This is a genomic window from Hungatella sp. L36, from assembly GCF_014288035.1.
The window spans coordinates 101,665-118,249 of record NZ_JACOPC010000001.1; the positions used below are offsets into that span (position 1 = coordinate 101,665).

The following is a 16,585-nucleotide window of genomic DNA, read 5'->3' on the forward strand; positions in this document are numbered from 1 at the left end:
GAAAAACAATGGTAAGAGTAGGAATTGTAGGAGTTGGAAATACGATCGGAATCGCAGGCAACCACATTGACGGGTATTTGAGAGTGCCGGAGGCGAAGATTACGGCCGTTTACGATATTATCAGGGAGAGGGCCGCCGGTTACATAGAGAAATTCGGACTGGAGGGGGCAAAGGCCTGCGAAAGCTATGAGGAACTTCTGGATCTGGTGGATGCAGTCAGCATCTGTACCCCCAATGCCTCACATATTGAATTAACGGTTCAGGCATTGAAGGCGGGAAAACACGTCCTGTGTGAGAAGCCGTTTGGAGTCGATGCGCTGGAATGCCAGAAGGCATTAAATTATGCGGAAATGTCCGGCAGGGTCTGCATGATCGGGCTCTGCTACCGCGGAATTCCCGGGTATATGTATTTGAAGAAGCTGATCGATGACGGCTCCCTCGGAAAGATATTTTATATTCGCCAGTCTCTTGGCGGAAACAGAATCGCCAATCCACAGGTAAAGCTGGAATGGAGGATGCAGAAGGAGTTATCGGGACCGGGAGCCATGGCGGACTTTGGAAGCCATATGCTGGACATCGGCGATATGCTGATCCGCGACACGGCGGGACCGATCACCGAGGTACAATGCATGAGCGGTATTATGGTGGAGGAACGTGACCGGGTACATGGGAACGGCAGGGGCAGTGTGGATAACGACGATGTGGCGATGTTCTCTGCCAGGACGAGGGATGGCGTCCTGCTCTCCTACACGGCCAGCAGAATCGGCAGCAGACATACGGTGGAAGTATACGGCAGCGGCGGAAACGCGGTATTTGACGGCGCCGACCATTTCTCACTGCAGATCCAGAAGAAAGATCCGGAGGGCGGATATTTAGGCGCGCCGGAGTGCGTCAAGGTTCCGGAGGAGATGTATCTGATTAATGAAAATGTTCCGAGAACACCGTTTGCGATCAATTTCTATTTTGAGATAAAACAGTTTATTGATGCAATTGAAAAAGGAACGCCGGTGGATACAGACTTCCAGAGAGGCATTTATATTCAGAAGCTGATCGACGCGCTGCAGGAGTCTTCAGACTGTGGATGCAGTGTTCCCATAGATTTTGAGTAACAGTTCAGACGGCTGAATATCCGATGCTTCTTGACCGGTTTTTTCGGTCAAGAAGATGAGCCGTCTGAACTGTAACGATTTTGAATAGACCAGGAGGATTTTTAAAATGAAAATAGGCTGTCATGCCGTCCTGTTTACCGACAGGATTGCAAAGGAAACGGAAGAAGTATTAAAGGAATTTGAGAAGACCGGATGCCAGGGCGTGGAGATCGGCGCGCGTTTCTTCGGAGTCGAAAAGAGCAGTTATTTAAAGGAATTGCTGGATCAGTATCATTTGCAGCTGTCAGGACTTCATGTATCTGCACTGTGGACCGATTTGCTGGATGATCCGCAGAAGGTGGAGGATGCGGTTGGGAAGGCAGTGGAATTTCTGCAGATTATGCCGAATAAGAATATTATTTTTACGGGTGCGGCTCAAAAGGATCCGTCCCATCACCCGGAGGAGCCCGTAGATCCCAGATTGAGCGATACGGAGTCAGCTGAAAAAATGGCTGAAAAGCTGAATGAGATTGCAGGGAAGGCCGGAGAAAAGGGGGTATTTATTAATTACCATAATCATTGCTGGGAGTTTGACCATGACGGCCTGTTGTTTATGGCATTGATTCATAAAGCACCCCGGGTGCATTTTGCACTGGATACTGGCTGGGCGGCAGGAAGCGGCTGGGACCCGGCAGATTTGATCGAGAAGTATCCGGACCGGATCAGCTACGTACATTTACGCGATTTTAAAAAGGAAATAATGGAGAAATGCCATACGTTTGATCAGAAGCAGGAGAGTTACGTGGACTTAGGTACCGGTGATATGGATTATGATCATCTGATGTCTGTGATTAAAAAGAATTTCGGAGACAATGGCTGGGCGGTCATTGAATATGAAAAAGGAAAGGTAGACTTTGAACGGTATACGAAGGCAGTTTCGTATGTTCGGGAAATTCTTGGGTAGGTGATCGGTATGGTACATTTGGAATTCTATGACGGAAGCGGGCAGGCGTCTTGTGAAGAGCTGAACGAGTACATGAGACAGAAGAAAGAAATCCTGACCCGGGTACAAGCCGGAGAAGAGCAGTATCGTGACAGTATTGGATGGCTCAGCGTGGATGAGTGGGCCGGAGAAGAGCGGATTGCTGAGATCGAGACTTTCGCAAAAAGGGTCCGGGACGATGGGGATATCCTCGTGGTAATCGGAATCGGGGGTTCCAATCAGGCGGCCAGGGCAGTGACCTGTGCGCTGCCTAACCAGAGTAAGGTAAAGGTTCTGTACGCCGGAAACAATATATCTTCCGCGTATATGAAGCAGATTTTAGCGCAGTTGGACGGGAAATCCGTATATATAAATGTCATTGCCAAGAACTTTGAGACCATGGAACCGGGAATCGGTTTCCGGATTCTCAGGCAGTATCTGAGAAAACGCTATGGGGCAGACTACAACAGCAGGGTATTCGCAACCGGGACGAGAGGAAGTGAGCTGGAGGAGCTGTGCGTGGCTCACGGTTATACATTTCTAGACTTCCCGGAAGACATAGGGGGACGGTATTCCGCCCTGTGCAATGTCGGGCTGTTCCCGGCCGCGGCGGCGGGAATTGATATTCGTGCCATGGTATCCGGCGCCAGGGATATGGAGCAGAATTTAAAGACGGCAGTGGGGGCAGAAAACAGTGCCTTTCAGTATGCCGCAATCCGTAATGTTCTGTATCAAAAAGGTTTCCGCATGGAGATGCTGGCTTCCTTTGAACCGAGGTATCAGTATTTCAATGGCTGGTGGACCCAGCTGTTTGCGGAGAGCGAGGGGAAAGACGGAAAAGGGCTGTATCCGGTAGCTGTAAAATACTCGGAAGATCTGCATTCGATCGGCCAGTTTGTGCAGGAGGGGACTCCGGTACTGTTTGAGACATTTCTGGATATCGAAAATCCGGACGAGGAACTGATTCTTGAGGCAGACGATGTGGATGACGGCTTTGATTACTTAAACGGGGCGGATTTGCGGGAGGTCAACAGAGCCGCATTTTTAGCTACCTTTCAGGCGCACAGCGAGCGGCTTCCATGTGTCAGGCTGAAGATCAGCGAGTTGAACGAATACAGTTTTGGCCAGCTGTTTTACTTTTTTGAATTTGCATGCTACCTTTCCGGAAGCATGCTGGGGGTAAATCCATTTAACCAGCCGGGAGTGGAGAATTACAAGGGCTATATGTTTCAAGCGCTTGGAAAACATAAATAAAAGGAGGAAGTATTTTATGAAACTGAAGAAAATGGGGGCATTATCACTGGCACTGGCAATGACGGTAACAGCCATGACGGGCTGTGCGATGCCGAGTACTGGGGGAAGCGACACGACAGCAGCACCCACACAGGAGAAGACGGAAGCTTCGTCTAAGGACAGCAGTTCTGATACAACGGCGGCTGAATCGGATGAAAAGATTACCCTGCGGATTGTGGACTGGAGTGACAGTTCTCTGGTAAGGAGAGAAGAGTTTAACAAGAAGTATATGGAAGACCATCCCAATATCACGATTGAATATACAATGCTGACAATTGACCAGTTTAAAAATACGATCGTGACAATGATAAAATCAGGTGATGGGCCGGATTTGTTCCCGATACCGACTGGTATGACACTGAGCACAGCTTTAAAAGAAGAGTGGTATCAGCCAATGAATGATTACGTGACAGATGAGTTCCTGGAGACTCTGGATCCTTCCGTATTTGAGGAAGGTGTTACGATGAAAGGCGAAGACCTGTATACGATTACAGAAGGAATTCCGGTTGTAAACTGCTTATTCTTTTATAACCAGGATGTACTTGATCAAGCCGGAGTCACCAAGATTCCGGAGACATATTCTGAATTTGTAGAAGCGTGTAAACAAATTACAGAATCAGGGAATGGTGAAGTTTATGGTTTGATCGAAGGCGGAAAGCAGTTAAATCGTCTGGATACTCTGGCACGTTCCTTTGCGGCAGTAGGTGGCGGAAAGATTGCGCCAACCTCGAAAGTCCTGACTGTAGATGGCAAGGCCCCGTATGACAGTGCTGCGATGAACGAAGCAATGGCATTGATGGCACAGTTGGTTTCTGACGGCAGTGTGCATCCGGATACAGTCAATATCAGCGCGCCTGAGGCGAGAGAGATGTTCGCTCAGGGACAGGCCGGTTTCCTTTGCCAGGGAATGTGGTGTATTCCTCCGTGGTCCCAGAGTTATCCTGACTTAAACTATGGCGTTATGGCGGTTCCGGTTCCAGATGATGGCGCCAAAGGCTGCATCCAGCAGGTAGAAAGCAGTCCATGGATGGGAATTTATAAGCAGAGCAAACATCCGAAAGAGGCAGGAGAGTATTTGATGGCTTTATTCAGCGAAGATTACGGTTATCAGTCAGGCTGCGTATCAGACGGAAATTACGTTTCGATTGTACCGAGTGTAAACGAAAAGTATATGACGAATGAGGTTATGAAACAGTACTATGAAATTGCCAGCGAAACTGCAAAAGTTGTGCCTGTAGCTACGACAAGAGATGAGAAAGCATACGATTTCTATGCAGAAGTAAAAGATGTACAGCCAAGTCTGGGAGCTATTTTACAGGGAGTACTGTCCCAGAGTATTACTGATTACTCAAGTGAACTGACAAAGCTGGCTGAGGCATCGACTACAGAGTGGAAGCGCGCATCCGAAGCTGTCGGCCTCGATTACGCAACATTTGATTTCCCGAACTGGGATCCGCTTAAGGATTATACAGAGGCAGATTATGCAGCATTAAAATAATACGCCGGACAGAGGATACGTAAGGCTTTTGCGTATCCTCTGCTTGTAATATGTCCTGAAATTCACTATAATGAAAGGGATAGAATACGGAGTTGGAGGGAAAAAGATGACTGCACGCGGAACGAATCTGCCCAGAGTTAAGAAACAGAATGAGGCTCTGATCAAGGAGATAATCTATAAGTACGGCCCCATATCAAGGAGCAAGATCGCAGAGATGCTGTCGCTGACTCCGCCGACGATCACGACGAATGTATCGTCCCTGATCGAGAGGGGGCTGGTCTATGAGTTTGCGGCAGAGGATTCTGACGTGGAGGAGCGTTCCCTGGGACGTAAACCGATTAAGATCAATTTTATTCAGGACGCCAGATATGCTGTCGGAGTGGAGATGAATCCATACCAGACGGCGATCTGCATGCTGGATCTGCGCGGGAATGAAAAAATCAGCATGAAGTATCCGCCCATGAACGGAGTATACGTGGAAGAGATGGATATGCTCGCCCGCAATATTGACAAGCTGATTTCGGAAAGCGGTGTGGATCCGGAGAAGATACTCGGAGTAGGCATGGGCCTGCCGGGGTTCGTGGAATCCAAGGTGGGAATTTTAAGAGAAAGCTTTAAAACAGGCTGGAATAATAAAAACATAGCGAGAGATTTGTCACGGAGACTGGATATTCCGGTCCTGATTGAGAACAATGCGAGAGCGCGCGCCATAGGAGAGGAGATGTTTGGAAAGACTCTGAGGCCGGATTCCTTCGCATACTACCTGATTTCCTATGGAATCGCCTGTCCTCTGTTTGTGAAGAACCGGATGATTACCGGAGAAAATGCCAGCGCAGGAGAGGCGGGGCACATGGTAGTGGACATCAACGGCCCCAAATGTGAGACCTGCGGCCACAACGGCTGCCTGGAGGAGATGGCCAGCGAAAGAGCCATTCTTAAGAAGTGCAAAGCCGCAGTCAATGACGGCGTTGCCACAATGCTGACGGAACTCTGTCCGGACACAGAGGAACTGACCATGAAGGACGTGCTGATGGCGGAAGAGTGCAACGACGCATATGTGGTGAAGGTCATGGAGGAGGCAGTCATGTATCTGGGCGTAACACTGGCCAACATCATCAATCTCATCAGCCCGCCGTTAGTGATTGTGGACGGCTATATTATGAAGGTGAAAAGGAACCGGAGACAGTTGTTGGAGGAGACTAAGGAGCATATCTTTGGCCTGAACGATCAGGAGATTGAGATTGAGTTTATCGATTTCAATCCTCTCACCGGAGCCAGAGGCGGTGCGGCTCTGGCAATTAAACAATTCTTTATTAAGGAGTAAGAAGCAAGTGGAAAAGATAAAAGCTGGCATTATTGGATGCGGAAGGATTTCTTCTGTATACCAGGCCGCGTTTGAGAATATGAAGGATGAGGTGGAACTTGCCTTTGTGGTGGATAAGGAAGTATGCAGGGCCAGGAAGCTGGCTGCTGCATTTCCAGGCTGTGGCTATTCGGATAAGCTGGAAGATTTACTGAAGCAGCCGCTGTCCGTGGTTCACGTTCTGACACCGCATTATTTACATAAGGAGCATGCGGCCGCATGTCTCGATGCAGGATTTCACGTTCTGACAGAGAAGCCGGTAGCCCTTACGACGGAAGATGCCGACGCCATGATCCGGGCGGCAGACAGAAACGGAAGGCAGCTGGGCGTTATCTTCCAGAACCGCTATATCGAGGGAATTCAGGAAGTTAAAAAGCTGATTGAGCAGGGGAAATTCGGCCGAATTACCGGAGCATTTTCTACATTAAACTGGTGGCGTCCCCCTTCGTACTATGAGTGTGACTGGAAAGGAAGCTGGGAAAAGGAAGGCGGCGGTGTGGTCATTGACCAGGCCATTCACAGCCTGGATCTGGTCCGCTATCTGATGGGCTGTGAACCGGTAAAGGTGAAAGGACATATTGACCGCAGAATCCTGACCAATATTGAAGTGGAGGATGTGGCAGACGCGGCCATTACGTTTGAAAACGGAGCGGTCTATTCCTTTTTTGCATGTAATTATTATACAAGCAACAGCCCGATTCGGGTGGAAATCAGCGGGGAAAATGGAACCGCGCTCTTAACGCAGAATGAAGTACTGATTCAGCTAAAGGGTCAGGAGCCGAGAACCATATATCCATCTGTTGGACCGGATGTCAAGGGCGAGGCATACTGGGGAAATTATCACGAGATTCAGCTTCGGGATTTTTACCGCTGTTTAAGGGAAGGAAGACCGGTACCAACAGATCCGGAGGATGCGAAACGTACACTGGGGCTTGTTCTGGATATTTACCGTTCTTCCCGGGAGAACAGGGAGATTATAACGGAAAGACAGGCATCGGAAATAATGTGATTTTTATATTGGAATGGCATGACTGTAAAGGTTATGCCATTCTTTTTTGTCACAGTAAACATATATCTTGTGTTCTGTTGGTATTGAGGCTGCAGGAGTGTGACAGCAATGAGAAAACAAAGCAATCAAAAAGGCGGTGGTCTTGAAATAGTTAGTTTCAAAACCACCGTCTGGCTTTTGAGACGCATAATTACGTTAAGTCAGTTCCGCTCAAGTATTATTTTCTCAATGGGTCACGCTTTATAATACTTTCCAGGTATGGCGGCAAGCTGGACTGGGATTTGCTTTTTTGGCTTTGCTTCCAGAAGAAATGGCACGATGCCATCCTCTGGCAGACGGTTTCCGGGCAGGAGCGTCTGTTTTTCAAACTTGTAGGTCACACACCAGGCATCCGCGCCACTGCTCAGGGAAGCGCCCAGAGGGAAACAGAACTCACTTTGGGAGTCCCGAAGGATGCCGATAAACTCCTGGCAGTCGGCTGGAACGTGGGCACTTTCTTTCATGCTGCTGATTTTTTCAGCCGTGGCCGTCAGCCATTCCACATCATAAATATGAGTGCTGTCCAGGGCAAACACAAAAACGGCGGGTAGAAAGGTCTCTGTGCCGGGGAGCCAAAGGGCGGTATTGGCTTGTACCACCGCACCATAGATCATGGGAGCGCTGGCAAACTTCTCGCGCCATTTCTCTTTGCCAAAGAGAGGGGCTTTTCCAGCTACATCCTTGAAAAACTCACTTTCGGTGCTCCGTGGCGTGGCGCGATAGGAAATCAGTTGATTCAAATTGGTAGCGACAGCAGTTGCTTTGCGTTGTTCCATAAAAGCGGCCTCATCAGTTTCCTCCTGTGCGGCAATCTCCTCTTGTTTGCCGCGGACAGAGGACATATCATAGCCTTTTTTCTCCATCTCGGCAATCTCTTCCTCGGTCATAGCGGATTCCCAGCCACCAGCCTCTTTTAACGGGTCAAATCCAAACAGTCCCATACTTTAAACTCCTTTTTCTTTTTATATTTTAGCGGCGCTGAACCCGCGTCACCTTCGTCACAGCCCCTTTTTGAAAAACGCCTTAAACTCTTTGATTTCCTCTTGGGTTTGCCGTAGGGAAAGGGTGTACTTACTGCCCCTGTTTACACCCGGCTGGTAATCAAATGGAACCAGCGTGAACCCATATTGGGTATTGCTTACCGAACAATAGCCCATCATGCTGGCATTCGATATACCGCCGTTCTCCTTGGTAAATATGTAAGGCTCTCCCACAGCTGTGAGATCTGCGTCAATGGGCACCACCGCAATGGTGCGGGGAGCAGACTCCTTGCAGCCCACAATATAGCTGGAATGCATCGTTACCTTGACAAGCACGGCATCCGTGTAGTTTTCCGCTTTGCAATACAGAAGCTTGTATGCCGATCCATCCGCGACTGCTCCATCGAAAATTTCGCGCATCTTCTCCCGGTTTTTTCGGTTTTCCTCGTCGGTAGCCCCGGTAGCCGCCTTTTTTACAATATCCATAATTCCCATAATAGAACACTCCTTTAGAATTTAATTAGACATACCTTATTCCAATAAAATGAATGAGCCGTCCTTTTTAACCATTCAGATCCTTTCACGAACCACCAAGCTGCATCAAAAAAGGAAGAGCAGAAATGCGCCGCACAGGATAATAACGGCTCCGGAAATGCCGGTGATGACACGATAGCCCTTTTCTCCAAAATTGCGGTATACAAAGGCAAGAAAGCCCTGTGTATTGTCTCCCTGGGGATCGCAGATCCATTTCCAGCGAAAAATCGCCCCCAGCAGGAACAGCGCCCCGACCACAATTAGAAAGAGCTGCCAGTTGGCCTGGAGGAATGGCATGACCCGCTCCATCAGCTTTGTATATAAATCGCTCATTCTGTCGCTCCTCACTCGGCCGCCTTTTTATGCCGACGGTTTGAGCCGTATCAAAAAACATGGCATCCGAGTGCCTCTTTATTTTGTTTTGAAATGATTCAGGAAAAAGTCGGTGAAGGCCTTTACCTCTGCTTCTTGAGAAACATAGATGTACAGTTTTTCGTCCTCCAGCCAGTCGCAGACATTGATGCCGATGTAACCCTTCCGATCCGGATAAATGATAAATGCATCGGTCGGGTACTTATTCTGATAGGCTTTGAGAATTTCGCTCCGGCGGTAGAACACCGGTTCGCCGCCTCCGGATAGATCGGGAACGGTAGGCACCACAACGATGGTTTGGCTGGTTTCGTTCCAGCCCACAATGAGATTGCCGATTTTTGTTTTGCTGCCGTGAACCAGTCCGTAATTAAAACGTCCCACATCCTCTGTATAGCCGAAAATAATGTTATAGTCTTCTCCGTGTTCCACTAACTGGTTGAACAGGGAGCGCATCCTTTTGCGGTTAGCATCGCTTTTTTCCATATCAACTTCAGGCCCTTTGAATAATTTTCCAAACAATCCCATAATCATGTCCCTTTCACTTAATTACTTTTTGATTTAAATAGTATTTAAATCAAATTATACCTGAATATCTGAAAAATGGCAAGTCAATAAACAGGAAAACAGCGCACCGTATGAAACGATGCGCTGTTTTCCTGATTTATTGACTTGCTTTACACAAGAGAGGATAGATACCTGGAAAGGGCTGCCGCCTGGGCCTGGGCGGTCCGTTCCAATTCCTCCGGGAAGAAGAACGGGAGCGATCTGACCGCCGAATTATAAATCAATACCACGGTAAGCAGCAGGTTACCAAGCTCTTTCGGCGTACATTTTTCTTCTGGAATATGCCAGAGGGAAAGGAGCTGCTCATAAAACTGCACTTGCCCCTGCTGGTAAATATCAAAGTCTTCCGGGCTTAAATGCTTGTGTACCCACAGCTCTTCTTCTTGCGTCATCACAAAGAAATGGTGCTGGCGGCTGTGAACAGCCATTTGAATAAGGCGATTGATTTTTTCTTCTAATGATATATCCTGCCGCGCCGCGTCGTCTTTCGCCGCCTGGAGTAAAAGTGCCATTTCATAGTCGATAATATGGATCACCAGTTCCGCCAATGAAGTATAGTAGTTTCCATAAAAGAACGGTTTCGAGATGCCGACTGCCTGGAGTATGTCCTGCAGTCTGGTATTTTTCAGTCCCCGTTGGGACAGCATTTCCAATCCCACAGACAGCAAATCGCGCCCGACCTGTTCCCGTTCCTGTTCCGTATATGCTTTCTTTGACATGGCTTCCCCCTCATTTCCGCTGATATGCCAATAGTTTACCACAGTTATTATGGGAAGTCATGCGTTCTTTGCAGAAAGGCGAGGGAGCAGGGAGGCCAGCGGTTCCCACTACGTAAAACAGATCAAAGCGGCCACACGGCTGAGCAGGTTTTACCTCACAGGCACTTTTATATTTGAGCGATCCTGCAGCAGAAGAGAAACAAACTTAGTCTTTCATGAAAAAATGGGTTGGAGGCTGTCTGATAGGGCATAAAGGGCTGGTTTTATTGACGATTAAAGAAGACAGTTGGAGAACTTTTATATAAATAATGTATTGGTAATACAAAATAACGCTGAGGAGAATATACAATAATGCTGATAAAATAAAGATATTGCGATTTAAAAATGTATTAATAATACAAAACACTATTGACAAACACAAAATAGGATGCTAATATTTATTTAAATTAAAAAACTAATAACACTTAATGAAACAAACAAGTAATTACCGGCACAAAAGTGAAAAAATACTTGAAAGGTGATTGATACGATGCGGTTAGAATTCTATGACGCGGAGAGACGGTTTACGCTCTGCAGGCTGAAACAGTATATTAAACAGGAAGAAGATATTTTGACGAGGGCACAGGCTGGGGAAGAGAGATATTCAGGTAATCTGGGATGGCTTCATGTGGACGAATGGGCCGGAGAGGAGAAACTTCGGGAAATAGAGACCTGTGCAGGAAGAGTCAGAGAAGATGGTGAGATCCTGGTGGTGATTGGAATCGGCGGTTCCAATCAGGCGGCGAGAGCCGTGGTCGAGGCACTTTCCTGCGGCGGCCCTATGAAGATTTTATATGCAGGCAACAACGTATCGTCCCAGTATATGAAACAGCTTCTAAAGCAGCTGGAAGGCAAATCTGTCTATGTGAATGTCATAGCGAAAAACTTCGAGACGCTGGAACCGGGAATCGGTTTTCGGATTCTTCGCCAGTATCTGAAAGAGAGATACGGAACTGGATACGAAAGACGGGTCTTTGCTACTGGAACGAGGGGAAGCCGCCTGCATGAGCTTTGCAGAATTTACGGTTATACCTTTCTGGATTTTCCCGAGAACATCGGGGGACGGTATTCGGGCCTTTGCAATGTAGGTCTGTTCCCGGCGGCAGTGGCCGGAATGGATATCCGCGCCATGGCTGCCGGAGCCGGAGACATGGAACGGGAGCTGAGGAACACAAAGGGAGAGGAAAATACGGCATTTCAGTATGCAGCCATCCGCAGCCTCTTGTACCAGGAGGGTTTCCGTGTGGAGATGCTGGCTTCCTTTGAACCGAGGCTTCAGTACTTTTACGGCTGGTGGACGCAGCTGTTTGCGGAAAGCGAGGGGAAGCAGGGAAAAGGCCTTTATCCTACGGCAGTGAAATACTCGGAGGACTTACACTCCATCGGGCAGTTTGTGCAGGAGGGAACGCCGATTCTGTTTGAGACATTTCTGGACATTGAGGAACAGGGAGAAGCGGTGTCCGTGGAAGCGGATGAAGTGGAGGACGGTTTTGATTACTTGAACGGCTCCAGTCTGGCGGACATCAGCCGGGCGGCCTTTGAGGCGACCGTAAAGGCACACAGTGAGCGTCTGCCCTGTATCAGAATCAGAATCGACGAATTGAGTGAATACAGCTTTGGCCAATTATTTTATTTCTTTGAATTTGCGTGTTACCTTTCAGGAAAGCTGCTGGGGGTCAACCCTTTTGACCAGCCAGGTGTGGAGAACTACAAGGGCTATATGTTTGAAGCCCTTGGAAAATATAAATACAGGAGTGAAAGCAATGGAGAAAATTAGAGTAGGTATTGTTGGAACGGGCTATACGGTGGGGATTGCAGGCAATCATGCGAAAGGCTACTTACAGAATCCAGGCTGTGTCCTTACTGCTGTCTGCGACATTGTCCCGGGACGTGCCGCACAGTGGGCAAAGGAAAAAAATCTGGAGGTGGAAATCTGTTCTGACTACGATGAGCTGCTTGAGAAGGTAGATGCCGTAAGCATCTGTACTCCCAATTATGCTCACGGAGAGCTGGCTGTGCGGGCTATGGAAAAAGGAAAGCACCTGCTGTGTGAAAAGCCTTTAAGCATTGATTCCGAAAGCTCTGTCCGGGCGGTAAGCATTGCCAGATGCTGTTCCACGGTCGCCATGATCGGATTCAGCTATCGCGGGATACCGGCGGTCCGTTACATGCGCCAGGTTCTGCAGTCCGGTAAGATGGGAAAGATTTTTACATACCGTGAGACACTGGGCGGATGCAGGATTGCCAATCCCGGAGTGAAGCTGGAATGGCGTATGCAGAAGCAGCTATCCGGCACAGGGGCGCTGGCTGATTTCGGCTGCCATATGCTGGATCTGTGCGACTGGATGTTTGATGGGTCTCAGGGAGCGGTTTCCGAGGTGAATGGCTTCGTCTCCTGCTCCATTCCGGAGCGGGATGAGATATTTGACCCGGGACAGGGCCAGGTAAGCAACGACGATTCCGCCGCATTTAACCTCCGGTTTGAGGGTGGAACACTGGCTTCCTTTGTAGCGAGCAGGCTGGGTGTGGCGAGACATACCATTGAGATATACGGAGAAGGCGGCATGATGCTTTTCCGGGACGACAGGCCTGCGGAAGTGGAGGTCTGGTTTATGGAAAAGGACGGGGGATATGCAGGCAAGCCCGAGGTCATCTCCGTAGACGCAGATTTGGTGACAGATCCATGGTTTTTTGCCGAAATCAATGATTTTATCCATTGTATTCAGACCGGGGAACGGCCAGACCGCAATTTTGACCGGGCGCTCTATATTCAGGATCTGCTGGATAAGATATTACTGGCCTGTGAAACCGGAAAAACTATTCATATATAAGGAGGAAAGAGATTATGAGAATGAGCCTTTTAACAAACAGCCTGACCGGTGTCGGGATCAGGGATTTGAAGACCATTGCCGACTGGGCCTGGGAAAACGGAATCTGCGAGTTAGATGTGGGGCCGGCGATTCCTCTCGACAAGGAACAGTTCGACGCGGTTCTGGGGGAAGGAAAGGTATCGGTCGGGACCATGATTTACTGCCGTAATTTCCTCAGCAGGGACAAGGAGGAGGCGGAGTTTCACTGCAGCGCTCTTCGGGACCGGATCCGGTTTGCCGGTGAGATGGGAATCGAAAAGATTGTGTGCTCCACCGGTGTTACGGCGGAATCCTTTGGAGGTATGGGATTTGCTCCGGAGAAGAGTCTGCCAGCTGTGGTGGAACTGGCGAAGCAGTTTGTGGAACTGGCGGAGAAATATGGGGTTAAGCTCTGCTACGAGAACTGCCCCATGATGGGCAACATCGCCACCTCACCAGATCTGTGGAAAGCTGTTTTTGATGCGGTGGGCAGTGAACAGCTGGGGCTTTGCTACGATCCGTCTCATCTCGTCTGGCAGTTCATTGATCCATATAAAAACATCTATCAGTTTGCCGACAGGATTTTCCATGTCCATGCCAAGGACACCGTCGTGGATCGGGAGGCACTGGCACAAACCGGCGTTTTACAGAATGGGAAATGGTGGAGACACCGCCTGCCGGGGCTGGGAGAACTGGATTGGGGCCGGATTGTGGATGCTCTTTACGAGATCAGGTATGAGGGGGCCATCTGCATCGAGCACGAGGATCCGGTCTGGGAAGGCACGGAGGATAAGGTGAAACGGGGAATCTTAAAGACAAGAGATCATGTCAGTTCATTCTTTATGTAAAATATAGAAGGTAAATAAGGAGGTATTTCATATGAAAAACAAAAGTTTACTCGCCGCATGCATGGCCGCATTACTTGCAGCCTCATCCCTGACGGCCTGCGCCGGAGGAAAGACAGCATCCAGCGGAGATAATTCCGGAAAAACAGAGTCTACGAAGGCTTTAGCAGGAGAGACGACAACCGGAGCGGCAAAGGATACGGAGGGAGAGAGTCCGAAAGGGGAGAGTCCAAAGGGGGAAAAGACAGTTCTGACCGTGTGGCATACCTGGGGCGCCGGTCCGGGAACGGATGCGATGGAAAAGGTTGTCGATATGTACAACCAGACGAATGACAAGAATGTGGAGATTAATCTTCAGTTTGTAGCCAATAAGGCCAGCGGCAACACTCAGACCATGGATAAGCTGATGGCTTCCATAGCCGCAGGAAGCCCGCCGGAGATGGCGCTGCTGGATAATTTCCAGGTTGCGACCTGGGCCCAGCAGGATGCGCTTGTAAAGCTGGACGACTTAATGGCGGCTTCCGGCACCTCCTTTGACGGCATTTACGACTGGGCCAGGTCTGGTTCCCAGTACAAGGGCAGCACCTATTCGATTCCCTACAATGGAGATACCCGTGCGCTTTTCTATAACAAGGACTTATTTGCTGCTGCGGGATTGGATCCTGAGAATCCGCCTTCCACAATTGAGGAATTAAATGCAGCAGCGGAAAAGCTGACAATTATGGATGGCAATACCTATAAGCAGGTTGGTATCATTCCGTGGTTATTTGCGGGTAAACCGATTTATACCTGGGGCTGGAACTTTGGCGGGGACTTCTACGATGCCGACGCCAATGTGCTGACAATCGCAAAGGAGGAGAATATCGAAGCACTTCAGTGGGAAGTGGATATCGCTGACAAATTTGGCGGAAAGAGCTTTGTGGAATTTGCGGCGGGGCTCGGTACCGGAGCGCAGGATCCGTTTGTGACCGGACAGGTGGCCATGGCGGTCAAAGGAAACTTCGATATTGCCAACATGGCGCAGTATAACCCGGATTTGAACTATGGAATCTGCCCGATACCAAGTAAGGAAGAGGGAAAACATATGACATGGGCAGGCGGCTGGGCGTTCGTAATCCCACGCGGAGCAGGCAATCAGGAGCTTTCCATGGATTTTATGAAATACATACTGAGCGACGAAGCGCAGACCGTCATGGCGGAAGACAGCGCCAGCCTGTCTCCCTGTAAGAGTGTGTCGGAGAAGGTATTCGGCTCCAAAGATAATTATAAGGCATTTATGGACTACCTGTCTACTGCGAAAATTCGCCCGCCGGTACCTGTCGGACAGATGCTGTGGGATAACTTAAACCAGGTACTGGATTCGGCGCTGAATAAAAAGGATACGCCTGAGAACCTGATGAAAGCCCTGGATGTCTCCATCAATGAAGAACTGAAGAAACTTGAATGAGAAGAGGTGATTACCATTGAAGAGTGGCAGCAATGTACGGCATGTGCAGGGAAGGTTTGTTAAGAAAAGTGGTATTGAGGCCCATAAATCGAGGATGGGGTTATTGTTTACGGCACCGTGGATTCTTGGCCTGCTTCTGTTTTATGCTTACCCGCTTCTTTCCTCTATCTACTACAGCTTTACATCCTATAGTGTGTTAAACAGAGGAACCTTTGTCGGGCTGGCAAATTACAAAGAACTTGTGAAGGATAACCTGTTCTGGAAGAGTATCTGGAACACCCTGTATTTCACGGCACTCAGTGTTCCCGTCAATATTATTCTTGGAATTGTCATTGCGCTTTTGCTGAATTCCAGGATCCGGTTAATTGGTCTCTACCGCACCGTTTTCTTTATCCCTACGCTGGTGCCGGTCGTTGCTACCGCCACGGTGTGGCGCTGGCTGCTGGATTCCAATTATGGCATCATTAACAGTCTGCTTAATAAGATTGGAATTGCATCGATTCCCTGGCTGGCCAGCGAAACCTGGTCAAAGCCGGCACTCGTGCTGATCGCTTCCTGGGGAATCGGGCAGGCCATTATCATTAATCTGGCTGGCCTTCAGGATATATCCCCTGAGTATTACGAGGCGGCGCAGATCGATGGTGCGAACCTGTTTCAGCGGGTTCGCAACATCACCCTGCCGCTGCTGACACCTGTTATTTTCTACAATGTGGTCATGGGCGTTATAAACGCCCTGCAGACCTTTACACTGCCCTATACCCTTACGGGCGGCGAAGGCAATCCGGTTAATTCCCTTACCTTTTATGTCATGCATTTGTACAACAATGCATTTGGCTACATGCACATGGGGTATGCATCGGCGATGGCCTGGATACTGTTTCTGATCATTCTGGTTCTCACCATTGTGATCTTCGGTACTTCCAAAAAATGGGTGCATTATCAAGAATAGAAGTATCGATTCAGC

General features: G+C 48.9%; 16 protein-coding genes. 11 read left to right on the forward strand and 5 right to left on the reverse strand.

Going from position 1 to position 16,585, the window contains the following annotated elements:
* The first annotated feature begins 8 nt into the window (after positions 1-8).
* The 6 genes from H8S80_RS00450 (at position 9) to H8S80_RS00475 (ending at position 7,233) form a co-directional block, all read left to right on the forward strand.
* Positions 9-1,109, forward strand: coding sequence for a Gfo/Idh/MocA family protein (locus H8S80_RS00450; RefSeq protein ID WP_117631405.1), 1,101 nt, complete (start codon positions 9-11; stop codon positions 1,107-1,109).
* A 106-nt stretch (positions 1,110-1,215) separates the two neighbouring features.
* Entirely contained in the window at positions 1,216-2,052 is an 837-nt protein-coding gene (locus H8S80_RS00455; RefSeq protein ID WP_117631407.1) for a sugar phosphate isomerase/epimerase family protein, read from the forward strand.
* A gap of 9 nt (positions 2,053-2,061) precedes the next feature.
* Complete coding sequence (locus tag H8S80_RS00460; RefSeq protein WP_002600852.1) at positions 2,062-3,324, forward strand: glucose-6-phosphate isomerase; 1,263 nt, start codon at positions 2,062-2,064, stop codon at positions 3,322-3,324.
* 16 nt (positions 3,325-3,340) lie between these two features.
* Positions 3,341-4,861 carry an ABC transporter substrate-binding protein gene (locus H8S80_RS00465; RefSeq protein WP_025530072.1) on the forward strand — a complete coding sequence of 507 codons (1,521 nt, stop codon included), beginning with the start codon at positions 3,341-3,343 and terminating at the stop codon, positions 4,859-4,861.
* A 106-nt stretch (positions 4,862-4,967) separates the two neighbouring features.
* Positions 4,968-6,185, forward strand: coding sequence for an ROK family transcriptional regulator (locus tag H8S80_RS00470; RefSeq protein ID WP_117631409.1), 1,218 nt, complete (start codon positions 4,968-4,970; stop codon positions 6,183-6,185).
* A gap of 7 nt (positions 6,186-6,192) precedes the next feature.
* Positions 6,193-7,233, forward strand: a complete 1,041-nt coding sequence (locus tag H8S80_RS00475) for a Gfo/Idh/MocA family protein (protein WP_117631411.1) — start codon at positions 6,193-6,195, stop codon at positions 7,231-7,233.
* A 233-nt stretch (positions 7,234-7,466) separates the two neighbouring features.
* Here the strand turns inward: H8S80_RS00475 and H8S80_RS00480 are convergent, their stop codons facing one another.
* From H8S80_RS00480 to H8S80_RS00500, 5 genes are all read right to left on the reverse strand, one after another.
* A complete protein-coding gene (locus tag H8S80_RS00480) occupies positions 7,467-8,213 on the reverse strand; it encodes a hypothetical protein (protein ID WP_117631413.1) in 747 nt (248 codons plus the stop codon).
* A gap of 57 nt (positions 8,214-8,270) precedes the next feature.
* The gene (locus tag H8S80_RS00485; protein ID WP_117631415.1) at positions 8,271-8,747 is read right to left on the reverse strand and encodes a hypothetical protein; all 477 of its coding nucleotides are present in this window, start codon (positions 8,745-8,747) and stop codon (positions 8,271-8,273) included.
* Positions 8,748-8,852: 105 nt separating this feature from the next.
* Positions 8,853-9,119 (reverse strand): immunity 17 family protein, encoded by a 267-nt coding sequence (locus H8S80_RS00490; RefSeq protein ID WP_117631417.1) that lies wholly within the window; start codon positions 9,117-9,119, stop codon positions 8,853-8,855.
* A 78-nt stretch (positions 9,120-9,197) separates the two neighbouring features.
* Positions 9,198-9,641, reverse strand: coding sequence for a hypothetical protein (locus H8S80_RS00495; RefSeq protein ID WP_243007887.1), 444 nt, complete (start codon positions 9,639-9,641; stop codon positions 9,198-9,200).
* A 191-nt stretch (positions 9,642-9,832) separates the two neighbouring features.
* Entirely contained in the window at positions 9,833-10,441 is a 609-nt protein-coding gene (locus tag H8S80_RS00500) for a TetR/AcrR family transcriptional regulator (RefSeq protein ID WP_117631421.1), read from the reverse strand.
* A 529-nt stretch (positions 10,442-10,970) separates the two neighbouring features.
* Between H8S80_RS00500 and H8S80_RS00505 the strand changes: the two genes are divergently transcribed.
* From H8S80_RS00505 to H8S80_RS00525, 5 genes are read left to right on the forward strand one after another with little or no spacing between them, the layout of a single operon-like run.
* Positions 10,971-12,257: a phosphoglucose isomerase-related protein gene (locus H8S80_RS00505; RefSeq protein WP_117631423.1), complete on the forward strand. Its 1,287-nt coding sequence runs from the start codon at positions 10,971-10,973 to the stop codon at positions 12,255-12,257.
* Positions 12,244-13,311 carry a Gfo/Idh/MocA family protein gene (locus H8S80_RS00510; RefSeq protein WP_117631425.1) on the forward strand — a complete coding sequence of 356 codons (1,068 nt, stop codon included), beginning with the start codon at positions 12,244-12,246 and terminating at the stop codon, positions 13,309-13,311. Before H8S80_RS00505 ends, H8S80_RS00510 begins: the two co-directional genes overlap by 14 nt.
* Before the next feature lie 14 nt (positions 13,312-13,325).
* A complete protein-coding gene (locus H8S80_RS00515; RefSeq protein WP_117631427.1) occupies positions 13,326-14,177 on the forward strand; it encodes a sugar phosphate isomerase/epimerase family protein in 852 nt (283 codons plus the stop codon).
* Positions 14,178-14,208: 31 nt separating this feature from the next.
* Complete coding sequence (locus H8S80_RS00520) at positions 14,209-15,621, forward strand: ABC transporter substrate-binding protein (RefSeq protein WP_117631429.1); 1,413 nt, start codon at positions 14,209-14,211, stop codon at positions 15,619-15,621.
* A 16-nt stretch (positions 15,622-15,637) separates the two neighbouring features.
* Complete coding sequence (locus H8S80_RS00525) at positions 15,638-16,570, forward strand: carbohydrate ABC transporter permease (protein ID WP_002600844.1); 933 nt, start codon at positions 15,638-15,640, stop codon at positions 16,568-16,570.
* Positions 16,571-16,585 lie beyond the last annotated feature (15 nt).

Coding starts and splice junctions, on each gene's coding strand:
- H8S80_RS00480 (WP_117631413.1), bottom strand. CDS start 8,213: ATGGGACTGTTTGGATTTGACCCGTTAAAAGAGGCTGGTGGCTGGGAA.
- H8S80_RS00510 (WP_117631425.1), top strand. CDS start 12,244: ATGGAGAAAATTAGAGTAGGTATTGTTGGAACGGGCTATACGGTGGGG.
- H8S80_RS00505 (WP_117631423.1), top strand. CDS start 10,971: ATGCGGTTAGAATTCTATGACGCGGAGAGACGGTTTACGCTCTGCAGG.
- H8S80_RS00520 (WP_117631429.1), top strand. CDS start 14,209: ATGAAAAACAAAAGTTTACTCGCCGCATGCATGGCCGCATTACTTGCA.
- H8S80_RS00455 (WP_117631407.1), top strand. CDS start 1,216: ATGAAAATAGGCTGTCATGCCGTCCTGTTTACCGACAGGATTGCAAAG.
- H8S80_RS00450 (WP_117631405.1), top strand. CDS start 9: ATGGTAAGAGTAGGAATTGTAGGAGTTGGAAATACGATCGGAATCGCA.
- H8S80_RS00500 (WP_117631421.1), bottom strand. CDS start 10,441: ATGTCAAAGAAAGCATATACGGAACAGGAACGGGAACAGGTCGGGCGC.
- H8S80_RS00465 (WP_025530072.1), top strand. CDS start 3,341: ATGAAACTGAAGAAAATGGGGGCATTATCACTGGCACTGGCAATGACG.
- H8S80_RS00470 (WP_117631409.1), top strand. CDS start 4,968: ATGACTGCACGCGGAACGAATCTGCCCAGAGTTAAGAAACAGAATGAG.
- H8S80_RS00495 (WP_243007887.1), bottom strand. CDS start 9,641: ATGGAAAAAAGCGATGCTAACCGCAAAAGGATGCGCTCCCTGTTCAAC.
- H8S80_RS00460 (WP_002600852.1), top strand. CDS start 2,062: ATGGTACATTTGGAATTCTATGACGGAAGCGGGCAGGCGTCTTGTGAA.
- H8S80_RS00515 (WP_117631427.1), top strand. CDS start 13,326: ATGAGAATGAGCCTTTTAACAAACAGCCTGACCGGTGTCGGGATCAGG.
- H8S80_RS00485 (WP_117631415.1), bottom strand. CDS start 8,747: ATGGGAATTATGGATATTGTAAAAAAGGCGGCTACCGGGGCTACCGAC.
- H8S80_RS00490 (WP_117631417.1), bottom strand. CDS start 9,119: ATGAGCGATTTATATACAAAGCTGATGGAGCGGGTCATGCCATTCCTC.